At 49.8% G+C, this 19,311-nt stretch carries 17 protein-coding genes and 1 pseudogene; 11 read left to right on the top strand and 7 right to left on the bottom strand.

What is annotated here, in order from left to right:
- Positions 1–203: 203 nt before the first annotated feature.
- The 4 genes from asmA to apbC all read right to left on the bottom strand — a co-directional run bounded on the left by asmA (position 204) and on the right by apbC (position 4,777).
- Entirely contained in the window at positions 204–2,045 is a 1,842-nt protein-coding gene (gene asmA, locus ACX9GV_RS11535) for an outer membrane assembly protein AsmA (protein ID WP_473195615.1), read from the bottom strand.
- A gap of 51 nt (positions 2,046–2,096) precedes the next feature.
- On the bottom strand, positions 2,097–2,678 hold the full coding sequence (gene dcd / locus ACX9GV_RS11540; RefSeq protein ID WP_023490069.1) for a dCTP deaminase: 582 nt from the start codon (positions 2,676–2,678) through the stop codon (positions 2,097–2,099).
- Between the two features lie 261 nt (positions 2,679–2,939).
- The gene (gene udk / locus ACX9GV_RS11545; RefSeq protein ID WP_023490068.1) at positions 2,940–3,581 is read right to left on the bottom strand and encodes a uridine kinase; all 642 of its coding nucleotides are present in this window, start codon (positions 3,579–3,581) and stop codon (positions 2,940–2,942) included.
- Positions 3,582–3,664: 83 nt separating this feature from the next.
- Positions 3,665–4,777: an iron-sulfur cluster carrier protein ApbC gene (gene apbC / locus ACX9GV_RS11550; protein ID WP_473195616.1), complete on the bottom strand. Its 1,113-nt coding sequence runs from the start codon at positions 4,775–4,777 to the stop codon at positions 3,665–3,667.
- A 164-nt stretch (positions 4,778–4,941) separates the two neighbouring features.
- Here apbC and metG point away from each other — a divergent pair, with 164 nt between their 5' ends.
- The 11 genes and pseudogenes from metG (at position 4,942) to ACX9GV_RS11605 (ending at position 15,753) form a co-directional block, all read left to right on the top strand.
- Positions 4,942–6,969 (top strand): methionine--tRNA ligase, encoded by a 2,028-nt coding sequence (gene metG, locus ACX9GV_RS11555; RefSeq protein ID WP_473195617.1) that lies wholly within the window; start codon positions 4,942–4,944, stop codon positions 6,967–6,969.
- 105 nt (positions 6,970–7,074) lie between these two features.
- Positions 7,075–8,310 carry an MFS transporter gene (locus ACX9GV_RS11560; RefSeq protein WP_473195618.1) on the top strand — a complete coding sequence of 412 codons (1,236 nt, stop codon included), beginning with the start codon at positions 7,075–7,077 and terminating at the stop codon, positions 8,308–8,310.
- 66 nt (positions 8,311–8,376) lie between these two features.
- The gene (locus ACX9GV_RS11565; protein ID WP_473195619.1) at positions 8,377–8,784 is read left to right on the top strand and encodes a CidA/LrgA family protein; all 408 of its coding nucleotides are present in this window, start codon (positions 8,377–8,379) and stop codon (positions 8,782–8,784) included.
- Positions 8,781–9,476: a CidB/LrgB family autolysis modulator gene (locus tag ACX9GV_RS11570; protein WP_473195620.1), complete on the top strand. Its 696-nt coding sequence runs from the start codon at positions 8,781–8,783 to the stop codon at positions 9,474–9,476. Before ACX9GV_RS11565 ends, ACX9GV_RS11570 begins: the two co-directional genes overlap by 4 nt.
- Before the next feature lie 181 nt (positions 9,477–9,657).
- The gene (gene cdd / locus ACX9GV_RS11575; RefSeq protein ID WP_473195621.1) at positions 9,658–10,542 is read left to right on the top strand and encodes a cytidine deaminase; all 885 of its coding nucleotides are present in this window, start codon (positions 9,658–9,660) and stop codon (positions 10,540–10,542) included.
- 161 nt (positions 10,543–10,703) lie between these two features.
- A complete protein-coding gene (locus ACX9GV_RS11580; RefSeq protein ID WP_473195622.1) occupies positions 10,704–11,099 on the top strand; it encodes an MBL fold metallo-hydrolase in 396 nt (131 codons plus the stop codon).
- Positions 11,100–11,204: 105 nt separating this feature from the next.
- Positions 11,205–12,020, top strand: coding sequence for an FkbM family methyltransferase (locus ACX9GV_RS11585; RefSeq protein ID WP_473195623.1), 816 nt, complete (start codon positions 11,205–11,207; stop codon positions 12,018–12,020).
- 98 nt (positions 12,021–12,118) lie between these two features.
- Positions 12,119–12,262 (top strand): annotated as a pseudogene (locus ACX9GV_RS11590) (cytidine deaminase); the annotation flags it as partial.
- A gap of 227 nt (positions 12,263–12,489) precedes the next feature.
- Positions 12,490–14,187, top strand: a complete 1,698-nt coding sequence (locus ACX9GV_RS11595; RefSeq protein ID WP_473195624.1) for an NAD-dependent malic enzyme — start codon at positions 12,490–12,492, stop codon at positions 14,185–14,187.
- 180 nt (positions 14,188–14,367) lie between these two features.
- A complete protein-coding gene (sanA, locus tag ACX9GV_RS11600; protein ID WP_023490058.1) occupies positions 14,368–15,123 on the top strand; it encodes an outer membrane permeability protein SanA in 756 nt (251 codons plus the stop codon).
- A 102-nt stretch (positions 15,124–15,225) separates the two neighbouring features.
- On the top strand, positions 15,226–15,753 hold the full coding sequence (locus ACX9GV_RS11605; RefSeq protein ID WP_473195625.1) for an isochorismatase family protein: 528 nt from the start codon (positions 15,226–15,228) through the stop codon (positions 15,751–15,753).
- 92 nt (positions 15,754–15,845) lie between these two features.
- Here the strand turns inward: ACX9GV_RS11605 and yeiB are convergent, their stop codons facing one another.
- The 3 genes from yeiB to ACX9GV_RS11620 form a co-directional block, all read right to left on the bottom strand.
- The gene (gene yeiB, locus ACX9GV_RS11610) at positions 15,846–17,030 is read right to left on the bottom strand and encodes a DUF418 domain-containing protein YeiB (RefSeq protein ID WP_473195626.1); all 1,185 of its coding nucleotides are present in this window, start codon (positions 17,028–17,030) and stop codon (positions 15,846–15,848) included.
- Positions 17,031–17,106: 76 nt separating this feature from the next.
- Positions 17,107–17,766, bottom strand: a complete 660-nt coding sequence (folE, locus tag ACX9GV_RS11615; RefSeq protein ID WP_023490055.1) for a GTP cyclohydrolase I FolE — start codon at positions 17,764–17,766, stop codon at positions 17,107–17,109.
- 236 nt (positions 17,767–18,002) lie between these two features.
- Positions 18,003–19,160, bottom strand: coding sequence for a YbfB/YjiJ family MFS transporter (locus ACX9GV_RS11620; protein WP_473195627.1), 1,158 nt, complete (start codon positions 19,158–19,160; stop codon positions 18,003–18,005).
- Between the last annotated feature and the right edge of the window lie 151 nt (positions 19,161–19,311).

The following is a 19,311-nucleotide window of genomic DNA, read 5'->3' on the forward strand; positions in this document are numbered from 1 at the left end:
TCAATGCTTTTCTGCCCAATAACGCCATACCTTGCCGAAAGTCTGCATAAGATATTATGACATCAATCAAGGTCGCACGCGGCGTCATCAGGAAATAATTAAAATTTATGGCGGGAGTAACAGTTTCAGCTTAGGCAAAGTTGGGCCCATGCAAGTTGCAGTCTGTCTGCAACTTGCATGGCTATAAGTCTAAATAACAACGATTACAGCTTATCCAACAGCTTGTTCACATCACGGCCTGTCTGATTGGATTTATTTTTTTCCGCCCATTTATTCAGTGCCTCTTTGGCACGATCCTGCAACATTTTACGCAGCAGTTGATCGAGCTGTATCTGGTAATTGAGCTGTTGCCACGGGCCATAAACACGTAGTGGGATAGGTGTTTTAATCAGTTGGGCGATCAGGGCGTTATTACCTTGCCACCCCTCTTTTACCAACACATTCATCATGATGTCACACTGCCGACCCGCTATATCCAGCCGGCCCTCCCCAGTCAAGCTGAGCAATGGCGATTCTGCGCTCAGCGTACTGAGTGTCAGTGTTCCTTTACTCAAACTGCCTTTGGCCGTCATCTGTTTGATTTCGGTATGCCGTTGGTAGTTGTCTTGCCCACGTACACTGTTGTCATTACGTGCTACTGCTTGCTGGATCAACTGCTGAATATTAAATTGTTTCAGTTGGGCATTCTGCAAACTCAACTCTGCGGTGCCTTGCCAGTTATGCTCGAAAGAAGCAGCGTTTAATTGGTCTCCACTTAAATTACCTTGCATGCTGAATGCGCCAGTTAATGCCAAAGGCATATCAAACGCTTTAAGCAAATCACCTAACTCAATTTGCCGCAATACCGGCTGGACTTTGATCAATGGCCGGTTTGTTCGAGCATCTAACGAACCTGGCAGGGCAAAATCCCCCGCCGCCAACTTGCCAGACAGCACGTTTACTGTCAGTAACCCCTGCTGATTGTTGGCGTCCGCCACCAATTGAGTGATGTTCATTCCACGGTAAGTAACCTGATCCACCTGCAGGTTAATTTGTGCCTTGAAATTGCGTAATGCCCGCAGACTCTGTTGCGGCCCATCTATCTGATTGGCGATAACTGGTGCGGCGGCCACCGCTTGTTGCGGCGCCGTGTTATCAGAAACCGCAGTCCGCCAACCGGAAAGTGCATCCATATTCAGTTGCGCCGCGCTGAGGTTTAATTTATAGGCTGGTATCGGCCCAAACTGAGCACTGGCATCACCAGTCAGTTGGCTGTCATTGGCGCTGAGCAACAATTGGCTAAGCACCCACTGCTGTGTAGGCTGGTGATAAACCGCTTGTACGCTACCCTGCCCCTGGATCCCTGCAGTGGGAATATCTGCCCCCTCCAACTGGTAGTTGAACTGGCTAACCTTGGCAGTAATCTGCTGGGGGTACTGCAACAAATCAATATCTGCAGCCAAGGTAAAGGCCAAATCACGCTGGTCACGATTCACCCGGCTGGAAAGATCCATTTTTGCCTGATGCTGCCCAGTGCGTTGCAAGTTTAAATTAATGTCACGAACATTAATCTGCTCATTGTTGACTCGCTGCCAAATCAGCAAGCTATCGACAATCTGCAGATTATCAATTTCAAACTTCCACAGTGATTCACTGATTTCATCCAACTGATTTGCACCGGGGGCAACTGGCGCATTGGGCTGGTTCTGCTTTTCACTATCAGCGGTCAACCGGAACACTGCATTTTTAAGCATCACCTGTTTGATATCAAGCTGATGAGAAAGTAGCGGTAGCAAGCGGACATCCAGGCGCATATTGTCAGCACTGACCAGCGGTAGCGCAGCACCGGGCGCGGTCACCGTCATCCGCCCGGCAAGAATGCTTAATTGCGGCCAAACATGCCAACGCAGGTCACCCTCTAGCGTCAAATGGTAGCCACTGCGCTGCTCAACCTGCTTGACCATATAGGCACGAAAATCGTTCGGATTCACCAACAGCACCAATGCAGCCATCCCAGCTATCAGTACCACCAGCAAAATGGCCAATGTTGTTAGCAATCTTCTCATACCAACCTCTTGTCTATACTAATCTGGCTTACTTTCTGCATTTCTGCACTGTTAGTCCTTATCAATACGGCTGGCCACTGCCCCTTGCTGATCTTTATATTTCGCATCCTGGCGACGATTATAGGGGCGTGCTGCAGGCCCGGAAAGCGGCTCAAAACTCAGTGCACCAATCAGCATACCTGGGCGCAATGCTAACGGCAGCTTACCTGAATTATAGAACTCCAGCACAATTCGGCCCTGCCAGCCGGGATCAATTCTGTGTGCCGTTACGTGCACCATCAAACCCAGGCGTGCCAAAGAAGAACGGCCATCAAGCCAACCCACCAGATCGTCTGGCAGTGTCACCGACTCCAGTGTCACGGCCAAGGCCAGTTCACCGGGGTGCAGAAAAAAGGCTTCTCCCTCCGGCAGGACAATCTCATCGCTCATGACGCGATCAAGTGCCTCGCTAACTTCATCTTTTGGCCCGCTAAGATCGATAAATGCCGCGGTATGGCCACGAAATACACGAAACTGGTTGCCCAAACGGACATCTACAGTGGCCCCATTAATACGCTCCATAGGTGGGCGTGGGGAAATTACCAATTTGCCATTGTCCAACCAGGCTTCTATATCGCGGTCGCAGAGTCTCATTATTTTATCTCCATTCCATACTCTTCATCTTTCTTGAGTATGGGTGCGTAATCGGCTACAAAAACTGCCATATAATCACTAAAAGGTCTATGCCAGGTTGTAAATAACCCGTCGCCATTCAAACTGCAGCGGTGTTGGCTGCTCTCGCTCACCCGAATCACTTACTGGTGTAAGCTCATCGGGATTCTCTCGTTTGCCGCCTACCTGCAGCATGAATGTACTTGGGTATTATTCACCAAAGATCACTGAATTTTTAATCAGTTACTCAAAAAACTGGCTGATTTTAGCCTTCAAGATATCAATTGCAATGCGGTTTTTACCCCCGCGCGGGACGATGATATCGGCATACTGTTTGGAAGGTTCAATAAACTGCAGGAACATCGGACGAACCGTTTTCTGATACTGCGCTATAACGGACTCCATCGAACGTCCACGCTCATTCACATCACGCCTCATACGGCGCATCAGGCAGATATCTAATGGCGTGTCGACAAAAATCGAAAAGCTCATTTCCTGGCGTAAGCGGCTATCCGTCAATAGCAGAATGCCTTCCAGAATAATCACCCTTTTCGGTTCCAGATGGATAGTCTCTTTTTTGCGCGTATACTCGTTGTAGCTGTAGAGTGGTAATTCAATCGATTGACCTGCTTTCAACATTTGTAGATGCTGAAACAACAGATTGTGGTCCATGGAACTTGGGTGGTCATAGTTGGTTTTCACCCGTTCTTCCATGGTCAGATGCGTCTGGTCTTTATAATAACTGTCTTCCGGGATCACACCGATATGTTGATCACCCACTTGTTCACGCAACTCACGATACAAGGTACTGGCGATCAGGCTTTTACCCGAAGCCGATGCACCCGCAATACCAATAATGACACACTGATGTGACTGGTCAGTCATAACTTAACAACCTGATTTGATAGTCGATAATGGGCTCTTCAAGCTGCAGCCATCAGAACTGCAGCTTGATGACTTAAAGACAGTTACAGCGCGCGGAAAGCGATCTCCGTGGGGATCGTGTCCCCTAGCCAGTACATTTGCGCAGCAACGCGCCCAGCCAGTTGCCGGTAAATCTCGGCAAACTCGCTATCAGGGCGGCTGACCACCGTCGGTTGACCACGGTCGAGATCTTCACGCAGCGAAATATGTAACGGCATTTGCCCTAACAGGGTGCTGTTATATTTCTTCACCAGCTTATCGGCGCCGCCAGTACCAAAAATAGGTTCATGGTGGCCACAGTTGCTGCAGATATGCACACTCATGTTCTCCACAATACCCAACACCGGCACATGCACTTTCTCAAACATCACAATGCCTTTTGCCGCATCCAACAAAGCAATGTCCTGCGGTGTGGTCACCACTAATGCAGCGGTCACCGGGATGTTCTGTGATAGCGTCAACTGAATATCCCCGGTACCCGGCGGCATATCCAACACCAGGTAATCCAGGTCAGGCCATATAGTATCCTGCAACAGTTGTAGCAGTGCCTTGCTGGCCATTGGACCACGCCAAACCATGGCATTATCGTCAGTCACCAGATAACCAATGGAGTTAGTAGCCAGGCCGTGAACCATAATTGGGGCCATATGTTGGCCATCTGGCGAGGTGGGCCGCTGGTGCTCGGTGCCCAGCATATTGGGGATCGACGGGCCATAAATGTCCGCATCAAGAATGCCCACCTTGCTGCCCTCTGCCGCCAGTGCCAACGCCAGATTCACCGCCGTGCTGGATTTACCGACACCGCCTTTACCAGAACTAACCGCGATAATGTTACGTACGCCGTTAATACCTGCCTGTTCGTTGGCACGTTTTAAGGTGGCAATATCATGCTTGAGTTTCCAGTCGATAGCCTTGGCACCGGTCACGCGCAGCAGTTCATCGCTAACGCTCTCTTGCAAAGCGGCGAAACCACTCTGCCAGGCAAAAGGCATGGTCAACTCAATGTGCAATACATGGTCCAGCAACGCACAATGGTGGATGGCTTTCAGTGTGGTCAGGTTGTTTTTTAGTGTTGGGTGTTCAAAGGTGGCCAATACGCCGGTCACCAGGGCACGCAGAACTTCAGGATTGCTCTGCTCAGGGGATTTTGCGTTCATCCCGGCTCCTTGATTTTTTTATATGGATAGCATGATGACAAGCATAACAGAACTCAGTAGCAACTCGCGCATATAACAGCAAGAAACCACCCTAGCAGCAGACAGCATGATCAGGTAACATCAAAGACCCTTTTATTACTCACTACAGAAAGCAAGTTCTCACTATGGCTCAAGTCGCGAAAAAATTACTGGTGACGTGCGCGCTACCATACGCAAATGGTTCCATCCATCTCGGCCACATGCTCGAGCACATCCAGGCAGATATCTGGGTGCGTTACCAACGAATGCGCGGCCATGAGGTTCATTTTATCTGTGCGGATGACGCGCACGGCACCCCAATCATGCTGAAAGCACAGCAGATGGGGATCAAGCCGGAAGAGATGATTGCGGAAATGAAGCGTGAGCACCAGCAGGACTTCGCTGGTTTTGGCATCAGCTATGAAAACTATCACTCCACCCATAGCGAAGAGAACCGTGAACTGTCGAGCCTGATCTATCGCCGTCTGAAAGAAAACGGTTATATCAAGCAGCGCGTCATTTCACAGCTTTACGACCCGGAAAAAGGCATGTTCCTGCCGGATCGTTTTGTCAAAGGTACCTGCCCTAAATGTAAAGCACCGGATCAATACGGCGATAATTGCGAAGTATGCGGTGCTACTTATAGCCCAGCAGAACTGATCGAACCCAAATCGGTGGTGTCCGGTGCTACGCCGGTCATGCGTGACTCCGAACACTTCTTTTTCGATCTGCCCGCGTTCAGCGATATGCTGCAAGCCTGGACTCGTTCGGGTGCATTACAAGAGCAGGTCGCCAATAAAATGCAGGAGTGGTTCGAATCGGGTTTACAGCAGTGGGATATCTCCCGCGATGCGCCCTATTTCGGCTTCGAAATTCCGGATGCTTCCGGTAAATATTTCTACGTCTGGTTAGATGCCCCTATCGGTTATATGGGTTCGTTCAAGAACTTGTGTGACAAACGTGATGACCTGGATTTTGACGAATTCTGGCGTAAAGAGTCCACCACCGAGCTGTATCACTTTATCGGTAAAGATATCGTCTATTTCCACAGTCTGTTCTGGCCAGCCATGCTGGAAGGCAGCAACTTCCGCAAGCCAACTAATCTGTTTGTTCACGGTTATGTCACGGTGAACGGTGCCAAGATGTCAAAATCACGCGGCACCTTTATCAAAGCCAGCACCTACCTGCAGCACCTGGATGCGGACTGCCTGCGTTATTATTACGCCGCCAAGCTCTCTTCACGCATTGACGATATCGACCTAAGCCTGGAAGACTTCGTGCAACGCGTTAATACCGATATCGTCAACAAAGTGGTCAATCTGGCTTCCCGTAACGCTGGCTTTATCAATAAACGTTTTGCCGGGCAATTGGCTGACCATCTGGCGGATCCTGCGCTGTATCAGACCTTTGTTGATGCGGCGGAAAGTATTGCCCAAGCCTATGCCAGCCGTGAAACTAGCCGGGCCATCCGCGAAATTATGGCGTTGGCAGATCTGGCCAACCGTTATGTTGATGAGCAAGCACCTTGGGTTGTGGCAAAAGAAGAAGGGCGCGATGCTGACCTGCAAGCCATCTGCTCAATGGGGATCAACCTGTTCCGCGTGCTGATGAGCTACCTGAAACCGGTACTGCCTGCCTTAACTGAACGGACCGAAGCGTTTCTTAACTGTGAACTGAGCTGGGACAGTATCCAGCAACCGTTACTGAGCCATCAGGTTAATCCATTCAAGGCACTGTTTAATCGTATCGACCTCGATAAAGTTAATGATATGGTTAATGCGTCTAAAGAAGATATGGCAGCCCCCAAAGTGGTCACTGGGCCGTTGGCCGACGCTCCGATTCAGGAAACCATCAGCTTCGATGATTTCGCTAAAGTGGATATGCGTATTGCGCTGATCAAAAGTGCCGAATTGGTAGAGGGTTCCGACAAGCTGCTGAAATTGCAACTTGATCTGGGTGGTGAATCACGCCAGATTTTCTCTGGTATCCGTTCTGCCTACCCAGACCCAGCACAACTGGTGGGCCGTTTAACGATCATGGTGGCCAACCTGGCACCACGTAAAATGCGCTTTGGTGTTTCGGAAGGCATGGTGATGGCCGCAGGCCCGGGCGATAAAGAGATCTTCTTACTGAGCCCAGATAGTGGTGCGCAGCCAGGTATGCAGGTGAAGTAAACTTTATTCCTGTTACCCTAGTGATGGGCGCACCGGCGTGTGCGCCCATGGCTGATGTGCCGCTTGAAGTTGAATGGTGAAAGGTACATTTAAACAGGATGATTTATGAAAGGATTCCCCCCGCTCATTAAGTTCTTACTGGCCAGTTCATTAGTGCTGACCATTGGCCGTGGTATTACACTTCCTTTTATCACCATTTACCTCACCGAACATTTCCACTTGCTACCGAAAAGCGTAGGTGCAGTGCTGGGTATCAGCCTGGGTATTGGCATTATCAGCAGTTTTTATGGTGGTTATCTGGTAGATCGTTTCAATAAAAACTACCTGATACTGTTGGCCATTCTGCTATTTTCCCTGAGCTTTTTTGCTATTCCCTGGGCGCCAGGTTCAGTTGGCGTCATTATGGTGATGGCCATTCTGCACGCCGCTTATGCCATACTCGGCATCGCTATCAAAGCCTGTTTCGCCAGTTGGCTACCGGTCGCGCAACGTATCAAAGCGTTTTCACTCAATTACACGCTAGTCAATGTGGGCTGGGCGATTGGCTCATCACTGGGGATGATGGTCGCCGGTTATGGACTGTTGTTGCCTTTTTACTTGTCTGGCGGCCTGGCGTTACTGGTGGTGATCACGCTGAGTTTGCGTTTGAGATACTATCAGTCCCCTCCGTCAGCAGAAATCAGCGGTGCTCCGCTGACCATACCCAGTTTCCGCCAGACCATCGCTATTTTGCGTGGTGACCAACGGCTGATTTACTTCACCATTGGCGGCACCTTGGGGGCGGTGGTATACGGTCAGTTCGCCGGCTATCTGTCGCAATATCTGATTACGGTTGCCAATGCGGAGTTTGCCTATCAAGTGATTGGCGTGGTGATGATCGTCAACGCCGGTATCGTTATCACCCTGCAATATCTGTTCAGCCGTGGTATGCGCCAAGACAATATGTTTCGCTGGCTAATGCTGGGTACGCTGTTCTTTGTGCTGGGGTTGATCGGCTTTTGGCTGGCCGGGCAATCCATCCTGTTTTGGGCAGTGGCGATGGCGATTTTCAGCCTTGGGGAAATCATCGTTATTCCGGTGGAATATATGTTCATCGATTTCATCGCCCCAGCCCACCTGAAAGGCAGCTACTATGGGGTGCAAAGCCTCGGTAATCTTGGGGGAGCCATCAACCCGGTGATCTGCGGTTTCTTGCTCAGCTATAGCTCACCCGCAGTGATGTTTATGATGCTGATTGCCACAGCGTTACTCAGCCTGCTGTTTTTCTTTTTTGGCCATCGGTTGGCGGTACAGCAGCAACCCCTTGCCAGGCACAATACGGTGCAATCAGAAAACGCCTAGTACATGTTGTGGTGTGGCTCACAGTTTAATTGTATGATGAATGTTTCGCGTTAGCTGGGAAATACTATGGGCAACCTTCTTCTCGTGGGCTGGAAGTACATCAGAGCCATCGCACTGATCTACCTCTGTCTATTTATCGGTAATACCATCGCATCACTGTTACCAATCGCCATTCCCGGCAGCATTATTGGTATGCTGGTGCTGTTTGTCCTACTTTCCTGGCAAGTTCTCCCTGCCAACTGGCTCAAGCCCGGTTGTCATTTGTTTATCCGTTATATGGTGCTGTTGTTTGTGCCCATAGGTGTCGGCGTGATGAAATATTACAATCAGATCGTTGACGACCTGCTGCCATTGGTGGTCTCTTGCCTGGTCAGTACCCTGCTGGTGTTTGTGGTTGTCGGCTATAGCTCACACTATTTCCACCGGGAGCGCAGGATTAGCGGGCAATCCCCAAACCAGGGGGAAGAGAAATGATCCACACTATCTGGTGGTCTCTGCCACTGACATTGTTAGTTTTTTTCGCCGCACGTAAGTTATCACAATGGCTGAAGATATCCCTGCTCAACCCGTTGTTGGTTTCGATGGTGGTGATTATTCCCTTTTTACTGCTGACGGGTATTCCCTATGCAGACTATTTTCAAGGGAGCAAAATTCTCAATGACCTGCTGCAACCGGCGGTGGTTGCCCTCGCCTTTCCGTTGTATGAGCAGATCCACCAAATCCGCGCCCGTTGGAAGTCGATCATTACCATCTGCTTTATCGGCAGTATCACCGCGATGGTCACCGGGGGAGCTATCGCCCTGTTATTAGGAGCAAAACCCGATATTGCCGCCTCAATCTTGCCTAAATCGGTCACGACCCCGATTGCCATGGCGGTCGCCGACTCGATTGGTGGTATCCCGGCCATCAGTGCAGTCTGTGTGATATTTGTTGGTATGTTTGGTGCGGTTTTGGGGCACTCGCTGCTTAATCTGCTAAAAATCAATACCAAATCTGCACGCGGTCTGGTAATGGGTACCGCCTCGCACGCATTAGGGACTGCGCGCTGCGCGGAAATGGACTACCAGGAAGGGGCATTCAGTTCACTGGCATTGGTTATCTGCGGGATCATCACCTCGTTGACCGCCCCCTTTATATTCCCGGTGCTGCTGCGTCTATTTGGCTAATATACCCGTCGCCATGCAAGCTAAGCGCTTGCTGGCAGTCTGCTTAACGACAAAACCTGCGACAGCTCTCGCAATTACTGTTTTCATTGCATTAATTTCATTACAAATAAGATAAATGTCACATTTTGTTGTTAGCAAGCTGCCTAAAATGTTGCCTCGTCAACTTGTAGAGAGACTTGCTATGCACCCGCGCTTCCATGCTGCCTATCAGCAACTACCGTCTGTTTTGCAATCAGCTCTATTACCCTACCTTGATGCGGCAGATTTCTCAGCTATGTTCAAGGCGGACCAAGTGGCGACGCTCAAACAAGTTTGCGGGTTAAATGGCAGCACGTTGGCATTTGCCCTGCTCCCTTTGGCTGCGGCCTACTCATTAACACCCATTTCGCATTTCCAGGTAGGGGCCATCGCCCAAGGTATTAGTGGCAATCTCTATTTTGGCGCCAATATGGAATTTAGTGGCGCGCCTTTGCAGCAAACGGTGCATGCGGAACAATCAGCCATCATCCATGCCTGGCTGCGCGGGGAGAGCAAACTAAGTGCTATCACGGTTAACTACACGCCTTGCGGTCATTGCCGGCAATTTATGAATGAGCTAAACAGTGGCAGCGCACTGCAAATCCAGTTGCCGACACGGGCTGCTGCAACACTGGGTGATTACCTGCCGGACTCTTTCGGGCCGAACGACCTTGCCATTAGCAATTTGTTGATGGATCCGATTGATCATGGCTGCCAGTTGGCACTGAATGATCCATTGGTCAACGCTGCTCTGGACGCTGCCAACCGCTGTCATGCCCCTTATAGCGAAGCCTACAGTGGTGTCGCCTTGGAGGGTGAAGATGGCGCAATCTATGCCGGCCGTTATGCAGAAAATGCCGCATTTAACCCTAGCTTGCCGCCGCTACAGGCAGCACTGGTGCTGATGAATCTCTCCGGCGCTGATTGCCAAAAAATCCGTCGTGCCGTATTAGTTGAAGGCCAAAATGCGCTACTGTCACAATGGGATGCAACCCGGGCAACCTTGGCATCATTAGGCTGTCAGCAGGTAGAGCGGATCACTTTCTAGTACCATCATTAGCAATGGTTACAGGCAACCCCTTGCATTTTTAACAACGTATACGGCCTTAACTAACGGGGAAAGGTACTTTTCCAAACGCGACCCTGTATGTCTCCAAAACCGAAAATGACGACTGGCCGAGCGACGAAAAAATGTGCAAGACACCGGGCGTGATTAAAGTCACGTTTACCTTGGCACAAACGTCTATTGCTCCTTATACAACACAGGGTCGTCTGAAGTTTTATTTTCCAAATTCTACGTTGCTCCCAAGCATAGAAGTGCTTGCAACACCAAGATATACGCCAAGCCATACTGCACATCTGTTCATCTCTGAAGGTCAACATATTTTACTCTGGATAGAACTAGTGCATAATCGTGCGCTAACGTTTATCAAATCTGAGATACCACTTGAGTTCGGCTCCAACCGCAAACAAGCAGTCACCAGACGCTTAAAAACCTTTGCAGATCTCGCGCAAAAACAGCTATGGGTTGACGATGCACATTGGCTCGCCACCCCATTGACCAAGTCACTAAGCGTGAAAAAGACTATCGCTGGGTACGTATAGAGTACCCACCGTTCATGCTACCGTAACCGCGATCAAGCAGACGACCCGTTAAATAATATACCGTGGGCAGGTTCTTTACTCACGTTGACCTTAAAGGCCATAGTTATGGATGATATTCAAAATCAACAAAAAACTGATTCCCCGCTCTCATTCTATCGCGTCGGTGATGTAAACTTCCTGCTCACTGCTGGCCCCGACATGATTAATGAACATCTCCGTGAAGGGAAATTATGGGAGCCCGCCACATTACAAATATCACAGGTCTTAATTGAGGGTATTGAAAAGCCAGTAATTGTCGATATAGGGGCAAATATTGGCGCTTATGCGGTTCCTATGGGGAAGAGTATCTTAGCTCAAAAAGGGAAATTATTCGCCTTTGAACCTCAGCGTCAGGTGTTCTACCAACTCTGCGCCAATTTATTAAGCAACAATCTGAGTAACTGCTTTGCTTACCAGATGGCCATTGGGGATATTGATGGTGAGATTGAGGTCCCTGTACTGGATATTTTAACCGAGAAAAATCTAGGAGCACTGTCGCTGGATGCCAATATTCGCATGCAGCAAAATCTCCTCAGTTCAACTATTGAAGAGTACGAACAGGTAAAGATATCGACGCTTGATTCATTGTCATTACCCAAAGCAAATCTGGTTAAAGTAGATGTTGAAGGGCTAGAGCTCGAAGTCTTTAAAGGCGCTCGCAAATGGTTAGTCGAGTCGGGTCATCCAGCGATTCTCTTTGAAGTTTGGGGAGACTACATGAAAGATATGATAGCCAAACGTAACCGTTTAATGAATTTAATGACCAGAAACTTAGGTTACGAAGTCATATTGTTTGGTGAATTGTGTATCGCTCAACACCCAAGTAATAAACGTCTTGAAATCAACCGCACAGCGGAAGGGTTAGAGCTTCGTCGACTTTAAGTACAGGTTAGCTCATGGGGATGACGTCGCACATTATCCGGTCTTCCCCTCCTCAAGGGCATAGGTATTAATTATAGTTATACGCAAAATAATTCGAGATGAACCTCTCCGGCGCTGATTGTCAGAAAATCCGTCGAGCCGTATTGGTTGAAGGCCAAAATGCCCTACTGACACAATGGGATGCAACCCGGGCAACCTTGGCATCATTAGGCTGTCAGCAGGTAGAGCGGATCACTTTCTAGCGACATCCCTTTGCAACTTGCAGGTGAATATCCACCTGCAAGTTGAATAAATGTCACTATTACCCACAAATTTACCCACTCTTTACTAACAATTGCTGTACATATTTTTCGTATCTCTTAAGCTGTGCCCCTCAATTAGCGCTGAAGGTAGCCCGACGTTAGGTGTTTATCCTCGGATACCTGATCAGCACCAAAAAAACTATCTGATACGTTGAAGAGCAAAGTTGATGGAACTTGAACACGAAAGCAAACGTCCCCTCTATATTCCCTATGCTGGCCCCATTCTGCTGGAATTTCCCCTGTTAAACAAAGGCAGTGCTTTTACTGAAGAGGAACGTAGTCAATTCAACCTGCACGGCCTGCTGCCGGAAGCGGTAGAGACTATTGAAGAGCAGATGGAACGCGCTTATCGTCAATATCAGGATTTCACCAACGACAACGATAAACACATCTATCTGCGTAATATTCAAGACACTAACGAAACCCTGTTTTATCGGTTATTGGACAGCCACTTAAGCGAGATGATGCCCATCATCTATACCCCGACGGTAGGGGAAGCCTGTGAGCATTTTTCCGATATCTACCGCCGAGCTCGTGGCTTATTTATCTCTTATCCCAATCGTGAACATATCGATGATATGTTGCAAAACGCCACCAAGCAAAATGTCAAAGTGATCGTCGTTACCGACGGCGAACGTATTCTTGGCTTGGGTGATCAAGGTATCGGCGGTATGGGGATCCCGATCGGTAAGCTCTCGCTCTATACGGCTTGCGGGGGGATCAGCCCAGCTTATACCTTACCGGTAGTGCTGGATGTGGGGACCAACAATCCACAACGTTTAAACGACCCGCTGTATATGGGGTGGCGTCATCCGCGTATTTCAGGTGACGAATATTATGCGTTTGTTGATGAGTTTATCCAGGCGGTTAAACGCCGTTGGCCGAATGTGTTGCTACAATTTGAAGACTTTGCCCAGAGCAATGCCACACCACTGCTTAACCGCTACCGCGATCAATTATGCTGCTTTAACGACGATATCCAAGGCACAGCTGCCGTCACGCTGGGCAGTTTAATTGCCGCCAGTCGCGCTGCGGGTAGCCAATTACGCGACCAGACTGTCACCTTTCTCGGGGCTGGTTCCGCCGGTTGTGGCATTGCCGAGCAAATCATCGCCCAGATGAAATCCGAAGGGCTGAGCGAAGAAGAAGCCCGTGCCAGGGTCTTTATGGTGGACCGTTTTGGTCTGTTAACTGACAAGCTGCCAAACTTGCTCGATTTCCAAAGCAAGCTGGTACAAAAAAGCGAAAATCTGGCTGGGTGGCATACTGAGAGCGATGCTATCTCATTGCTGGAAGTGGTACGTAATGCTAAACCTACCGTTCTGATTGGTGTATCCGGTCAGCCAGGGCTGTTTACCGAAGAAATTATCCGTGAAATGCATCAGCATTGCCCACGCCCAATCGTGATGCCGTTGTCCAACCCGACCTCCCGCGTGGAAGCCCGGCCGGAAGATATTATCAACTGGACAGAGGGTGCGGCGCTGGTAGCCACCGGTAGCCCATTCCCGCCAGTTATCTATAAAGAGCAGCAATTCCCGATTGCCCAGTGCAATAACTCCTATATTTTCCCGGGGATCGGCCTTGGGGTGCTGGCATCAGGGGCAACACGGGTGACCGATGCCATGCTGATGGCGGCCAGCCGCGCATTGGCCAGTTGTTCACCACTGGCAACCGATGGCCACGGTGCCTTGCTGCCGAGTATCGAAAATATTCAACAGGTCTCCCGGTGTATTGCCATAGCAGTAGGTAAAGCGGCCCAGCTACAAGGCGTCGCGATGGTCACCTCGGAAAAGGCCCTCACCAATGCGATTGAACATAACTATTGGCACCCACGCTACCGCAACTATAAGCGGACTTCGTTTTAACTAGTCGCGGAGTCAATCCGCTGAATCTCTGGGCAGGCAATCGGTTCTGCCCGGAGAGATACCCAAGATTGCTGAAAAATAACGCATAACGCCCGCTGTCTGCTGCACATCGCTTGCGTCTACGGTACAGGTACAGTAGCCTTGAAATTATCCCGATAACCCCGCGCATAAGGCATCGATATGTTGAGACGCCTAATAATTGGCCTGTTAACCATCATTTCAATACTGATGCTGACAGCTTTTGCGCTCGATCGCTGGATAAGCTGGAAAACGGCCCCTTATATTTACGATGAACTGCAAGCGCTACCATCACGTCAGGTGGGTGTGGTTCTCGGTACCGCCAAATATTATCGCAGTGGTGTGATCAACCAATATTACCGCTACCGTATTCAAGGGGCGATCAACGCCTATAACAGCGGAAAGGTAAAGTACCTGCTGTTAAGCGGCGATAACGCTCAACAAAGCTATAACGAACCCATGACCATGCGTCGTGATCTGATTGCTGCCGGAGTGCCCCCAAGCGATATCGTGCTCGACTATGCCGGGTTTCGTACCCTCGACTCCATTGTGCGTACCCGTAAAGTCTTTGACACCAACGATTTCATTATCATTACTCAACGCTTCCATTGCGAACGCGCCCTGTTTATTGCCTTGCATATGGGGATTCAAGCGCAATGCTATGCGGTGCCCTCCCCCAAAAATATCATGACGGTACGTGCACGGGAGCTTTTCGCTCGCTTGGGCGCATTGACTGATCTCTATATCCTCAAGCGTGAACCACGCTTCCTTGGCCCGTTAATCCCCATCTCTGCTCTGCACGAGGTACCTGAAAATGCACAGGGCTACCCTGCCGTATCGCCGGAACAGTTAGTGGAATTAGAACAAAAACTAGCAGCAGAAAAGCAGAGCACCGCACCGGTAGAAAAAAAGAACTGAGCAGTTGATCCTTTATGGCTAGACTCTAATTGTCGGTATTATTAGCACGCATTGCGCCAGTTTTAATGGCAATGCTATTCCCCACCAAGGAGAGTGACTCTTATGACTGCACATAGCCAACCGGTACTGATTGTGATCGACTTACAGAATGATTACTTCCCACAGGGTAAATTCCCGCTGTGGAACACGGAAGTGGTATTGGAAAATATCAAAGCGGCCATCAATAAAGCCAATCAGGCAAATATTCCGGTGATTGTGGTACAACATATTGCTGATAGCAGTAAAGGGATTGCGCCATTCTTTAATGAAAATACCCCCGGTGCCGATAATCATGCTGAAATTGTTGCTGCGGCCCCTAATGCCATTGTGGTCAAGAAAGCCTTTGCCGATAGCTTTTTCGCCACGACGTTGGAACAAGAGTTACAAAAGTTGGGCGCAACAGATCTGTGGATTTGCGGCATGATGACGCAGAACTGTGTCACCCATACTGCCATTTCAAAATCAGCGGAAAAATATGCGGTTTCAATATTACCGGACTGCTGCACCACCGTCAGTGAAATACTGCATCTGATCGCCTTAAATGCCGTATCCACCCGGGTTCCGCTGGTGAATTCAACAGCACTGCTGTAACGTCATCCCCCGCTCTAAACATTGGGCGGGGCGTTTTGACGCGCCAAGCCAAAACATCCATGCATGCCATACTCCATCACATACCGACGCTTTTATTCCACTGTGGGCGCGCCGGGCTTCCCCACGGCCAGAGAAGTCAACTTTCGCCATAGCCACTCAACTGGCCCTTGCTTGAAATAGCGTAACCAGAATGCGGAAAACAACAGATTAACCAACCAGACCAAGGGCACGATCGCCAGCAGTTGTAAGCGGTCAAATTGCTGATAAAACCCTAAACGGTAGAACAGTGTGGTGCAGACCACGGTTTGCAGTAGGTAATTACTCAACGCCATGCGCCCAACCAGTGCTAACCCCGCGCTGATACGCAATTTTGATAACTTGGGCCAATAACCATAAATCAGTGCCAAATAGCCCATCGCCTGCAAGGGTGAGCCGAGCTCCCGGGGAACTTGCAGCAGAAAACCACTCCAACGGTAATCCCAATTTAACCGCCATTGCAACGCTACAGCGGGCAGTTGTAATAACAATGAGAGGGGAATCAGCCAAGCCGCTTGACGTAAATAGTAGGCTGGGGGATAAGCGTGACTCAGCCAACCACTGCGCATCAAAACGGCCCCCAGCAGCATCAGACCCGCTAGTTGCCAACCATATTGCACCCCCATCGCCAACAGGGTAGAAGAGAGCTGATCGAGGCGGTTGCGCCAGGCTTCTACGCCCCCTTGGAGTTTCCAGAATTTCTCATATTGCAATTCGGCAGCACTGGGCAACCAGAAACTACTCGGTTCACCGTGGGGCAGTAAACCCAGCAGCAACAGTAGTGCCACACCAATCAGATACAGCACTACAGCGGTTTTCAGCAGGCTATAAGTATCTGCGGCATCTCGCACCATCCGCCAGCACACTAGGCCAATCAGCCCATAGGCCAGCAGAATATCGCCATCCCACATAAAGATGCTGTGCGCCAAACCAAACAGCACCAACCAGGATAAGCGGGCACGGATCCACTGCTTACCCCGTGGCAGTAACAGTTGTAATCCAGCACCAAATAGCAGGGCGAACAAAGTCAGAAACTTGACCTGTACCAGCAGATCCAACACCGCCCAAGTCCAGGCATCAGGCGTTGAGGGGGTACCAAGATAAGCGGGATTCAGGTAGGCGGCTTTCGGTAAACCAAAGGCCGAGATATTCATCAATAAAATACCGAGCACAGCAATACCGCGTGCGTAATCCAGCGTGGCAATACGGGGGCGCGGAGGGATGGGGTTAGTGGTGTTCATTGTATACCGCGGTGCCAGGTTCACTAAAAAGGCGCCTATTGGCGCCTGACTTTATACCCTTATACTAGCATCATAATTAATGATGGCGTACCGCACGCAGAAATTCCTGCCGGGTATTTTGGCTGGACTTGAACAATCCGCCCAATGAGGTGGTGGTGGTGGCACTGGTGGCATCACGCACGCCTCTGGCTTTAACACAGTAATGCACGGCATCAATCGACACTGCCACATTGTTGGTACCCAACAGGGTTTGCAACGCCAGCAGGATCTGCTGAGTCATCCGCTCCTGCACCTGAGGGCGCTGCGCAAAGAACCGCACAATGCGGTTAATCTTCGACAAGCCAATCACTGAATCTTTAGGGATATAAGCCACCGTGGCTTTACCATCAATAGTAACAAAATGGTGTTCACAGGTGCTGGTCAGCGTAATATCACGCACCGTCACCATTTCATCCACTTTCATCTTGTTCTCGATCAGCGTAATTTTCGGGAAGTTGGCATAATCCAAACCGGAAAATATTTCATCAACATACATTTTCGCAATGCGCTTCGGAGTTTCAGCCAGGCTGTCATCGGATAAATCGAGATTCAGCAACTGCATGATTTCCGTCATATGCTCTTGAATACGGCGCTTGCGTGTTTCACTGTCCAGCATTTCCCCGCGCAGTGGGGTTTCCAACCCATGCGACTCAAGTGCAGCATGAACCAGTGCAGCTTCTTTGCTTAATAATGTCATGGCGATATCTCTCCAGCAGACGGCTTGACCCTACCTATACTCATTTCGATCCAAACTGTCTGCGTGTTAGTTCCATTTGAATTATTTGGGTATAGAACGTGAGCCCGATCATATTTCGTTCCACTCTAAATGAGAATGCGTCTTTTATCCAGTGATTGTATTTCATCCTGGAATGAAATTTCTGCAATCAGTTCACAGTAGATTGATATGAGCCCTTCTGATTGAATTGAATTCAATCAGGGCAATGTTGACTTGCATGCCATGGCACGTGTTGGTGTATTAATCACTAACAGACCAGCAATTACCAACCCAGCCACTGCCACATATAAGGCCGGCTCGAGGCTGTGGGTCAAGACCGTGGACAGTGCTGAAAGCATCGGACCCACCAGTTGCCCAACCGCATATCCCGTGGTTAGTAATCCAGCCATATAACGGGCATGATTAGGTGCCAATTCCCGGCCATGTTGAATCGCCAGTTGTACCACACTCATCATCCCTCCCCCCGTTAACAGCGCCCCCAGAACCAGGCCAGAGATCCCCGGTACAACCTCCGCACTCAACACTCCCAATGCCTGAACCCATAAAGTGATGGCCAAACGGGTTTGCGTGGTCAGTTGATGACGAGTCAGAACACCAATAATAATGCCCAACACCGCAGCAGCACCAAAAACTGGCCAAACAAACTGAGCAAACAGACTGCCAGGAAAACGAACCGTAGCCATTTGTGAGAGAAATGTCGCTGGCAAGATATAACCGAAACCCGCCAGACTATAGCTCCATACCAAGCGCTTCAGCGCAGGGGTCAATACCAGTGGAACTACAGGCTCATCAGGACGGTGCCACTCGCCCGCCCGTGGCAGATTAACGCTAATCATCCCCGCCAATACCAAAGCCAATCCGCCATAAACCAACCAGGCTTGTGAAGCACTCAGGGCCAAACTATGGATTGCTACTGCTAACATACCGCTGATAAAGATCCCGGTGCCAGGACCAGCGAATACCACAGCACTCAGCGCCGGATGACCATAATGAGCCAAGCGCTCGTTAGCCCAGGCAGCCACCAGTACCAGCGACCAGCCACTTGCCCAACCCACAGCAAAACGCACCGCACCATGCCACCACACGCCATCTATCACGGCAGAAAACAAGGTCAGCCCTACCGCTCCCCCTATCCCTAACCACAAACGGCGCTCCACATGATGACTGGCACGCATGGCGTCATAAGCCCCGAACAGATATCCCAGATAGTTCAGGGCCGCCACCAACCCGGCCCCCGTCAGGCTGAACTGATGCTCTGCAATCATCAACGGCACCTGCGGCGTAAAAGCAAAGCGGCCAATACCCATTGCCACAATCAATGCAATAAAACCACTCAAAGCAATTCTTAACGCCATGAATATCCCTAATCGGTTAAAAAAAGTTGCCGCCATCATGCCACAGCGCTAATTCCGCAAAAAATGAATCATGTTAGAGAGTGAAATACCTCACTATACCCTGCATACTTATCGCTTAAACCTGTTTTAGTTAGCGACCACAACGCCAAGC

This window comes from Serratia sp. 25CWL12 (assembly GCF_055790885.1).

Excerpts from the sequence above, each read along its gene's own strand:
- ACX9GV_RS11585 (WP_473195623.1), top strand. The coding sequence starts at position 11,205 with ATGGATGATATTCAAAATCAACAAAAAACTGATTCCCCGCTCTCATTC.
- udk (WP_023490068.1), bottom strand. The coding sequence starts at position 3,581 with ATGACTGACCAGTCACATCAGTGTGTCATTATTGGTATTGCGGGTGCA.
- sanA (WP_023490058.1), top strand. The coding sequence starts at position 14,368 with ATGTTGAGACGCCTAATAATTGGCCTGTTAACCATCATTTCAATACTG.
- ACX9GV_RS11620 (WP_473195627.1), bottom strand. The coding sequence starts at position 19,160 with ATGGCGTTAAGAATTGCTTTGAGTGGTTTTATTGCATTGATTGTGGCA.
- ACX9GV_RS11570 (WP_473195620.1), top strand. The coding sequence starts at position 8,781 with ATGATCCACACTATCTGGTGGTCTCTGCCACTGACATTGTTAGTTTTT.
- ACX9GV_RS11595 (WP_473195624.1), top strand. The coding sequence starts at position 12,490 with ATGGAACTTGAACACGAAAGCAAACGTCCCCTCTATATTCCCTATGCT.
- ACX9GV_RS11560 (WP_473195618.1), top strand. The coding sequence starts at position 7,075 with ATGAAAGGATTCCCCCCGCTCATTAAGTTCTTACTGGCCAGTTCATTA.
- dcd (WP_023490069.1), bottom strand. The coding sequence starts at position 2,678 with ATGAGACTCTGCGACCGCGATATAGAAGCCTGGTTGGACAATGGCAAA.
- ACX9GV_RS11605 (WP_473195625.1), top strand. The coding sequence starts at position 15,226 with ATGACTGCACATAGCCAACCGGTACTGATTGTGATCGACTTACAGAAT.
- cdd (WP_473195621.1), top strand. The coding sequence starts at position 9,658 with ATGCACCCGCGCTTCCATGCTGCCTATCAGCAACTACCGTCTGTTTTG.
- yeiB (WP_473195626.1), bottom strand. The coding sequence starts at position 17,030 with ATGAACACCACTAACCCCATCCCTCCGCGCCCCCGTATTGCCACGCTG.
- apbC (WP_473195616.1), bottom strand. The coding sequence starts at position 4,777 with ATGAACGCAAAATCCCCTGAGCAGAGCAATCCTGAAGTTCTGCGTGCC.
- ACX9GV_RS11565 (WP_473195619.1), top strand. The coding sequence starts at position 8,377 with ATGGGCAACCTTCTTCTCGTGGGCTGGAAGTACATCAGAGCCATCGCA.
- asmA (WP_473195615.1), bottom strand. The coding sequence starts at position 2,045 with ATGAGAAGATTGCTAACAACATTGGCCATTTTGCTGGTGGTACTGATA.
- metG (WP_473195617.1), top strand. The coding sequence starts at position 4,942 with ATGGCTCAAGTCGCGAAAAAATTACTGGTGACGTGCGCGCTACCATAC.
- folE (WP_023490055.1), bottom strand. The coding sequence starts at position 17,766 with ATGACATTATTAAGCAAAGAAGCTGCACTGGTTCATGCTGCACTTGAG.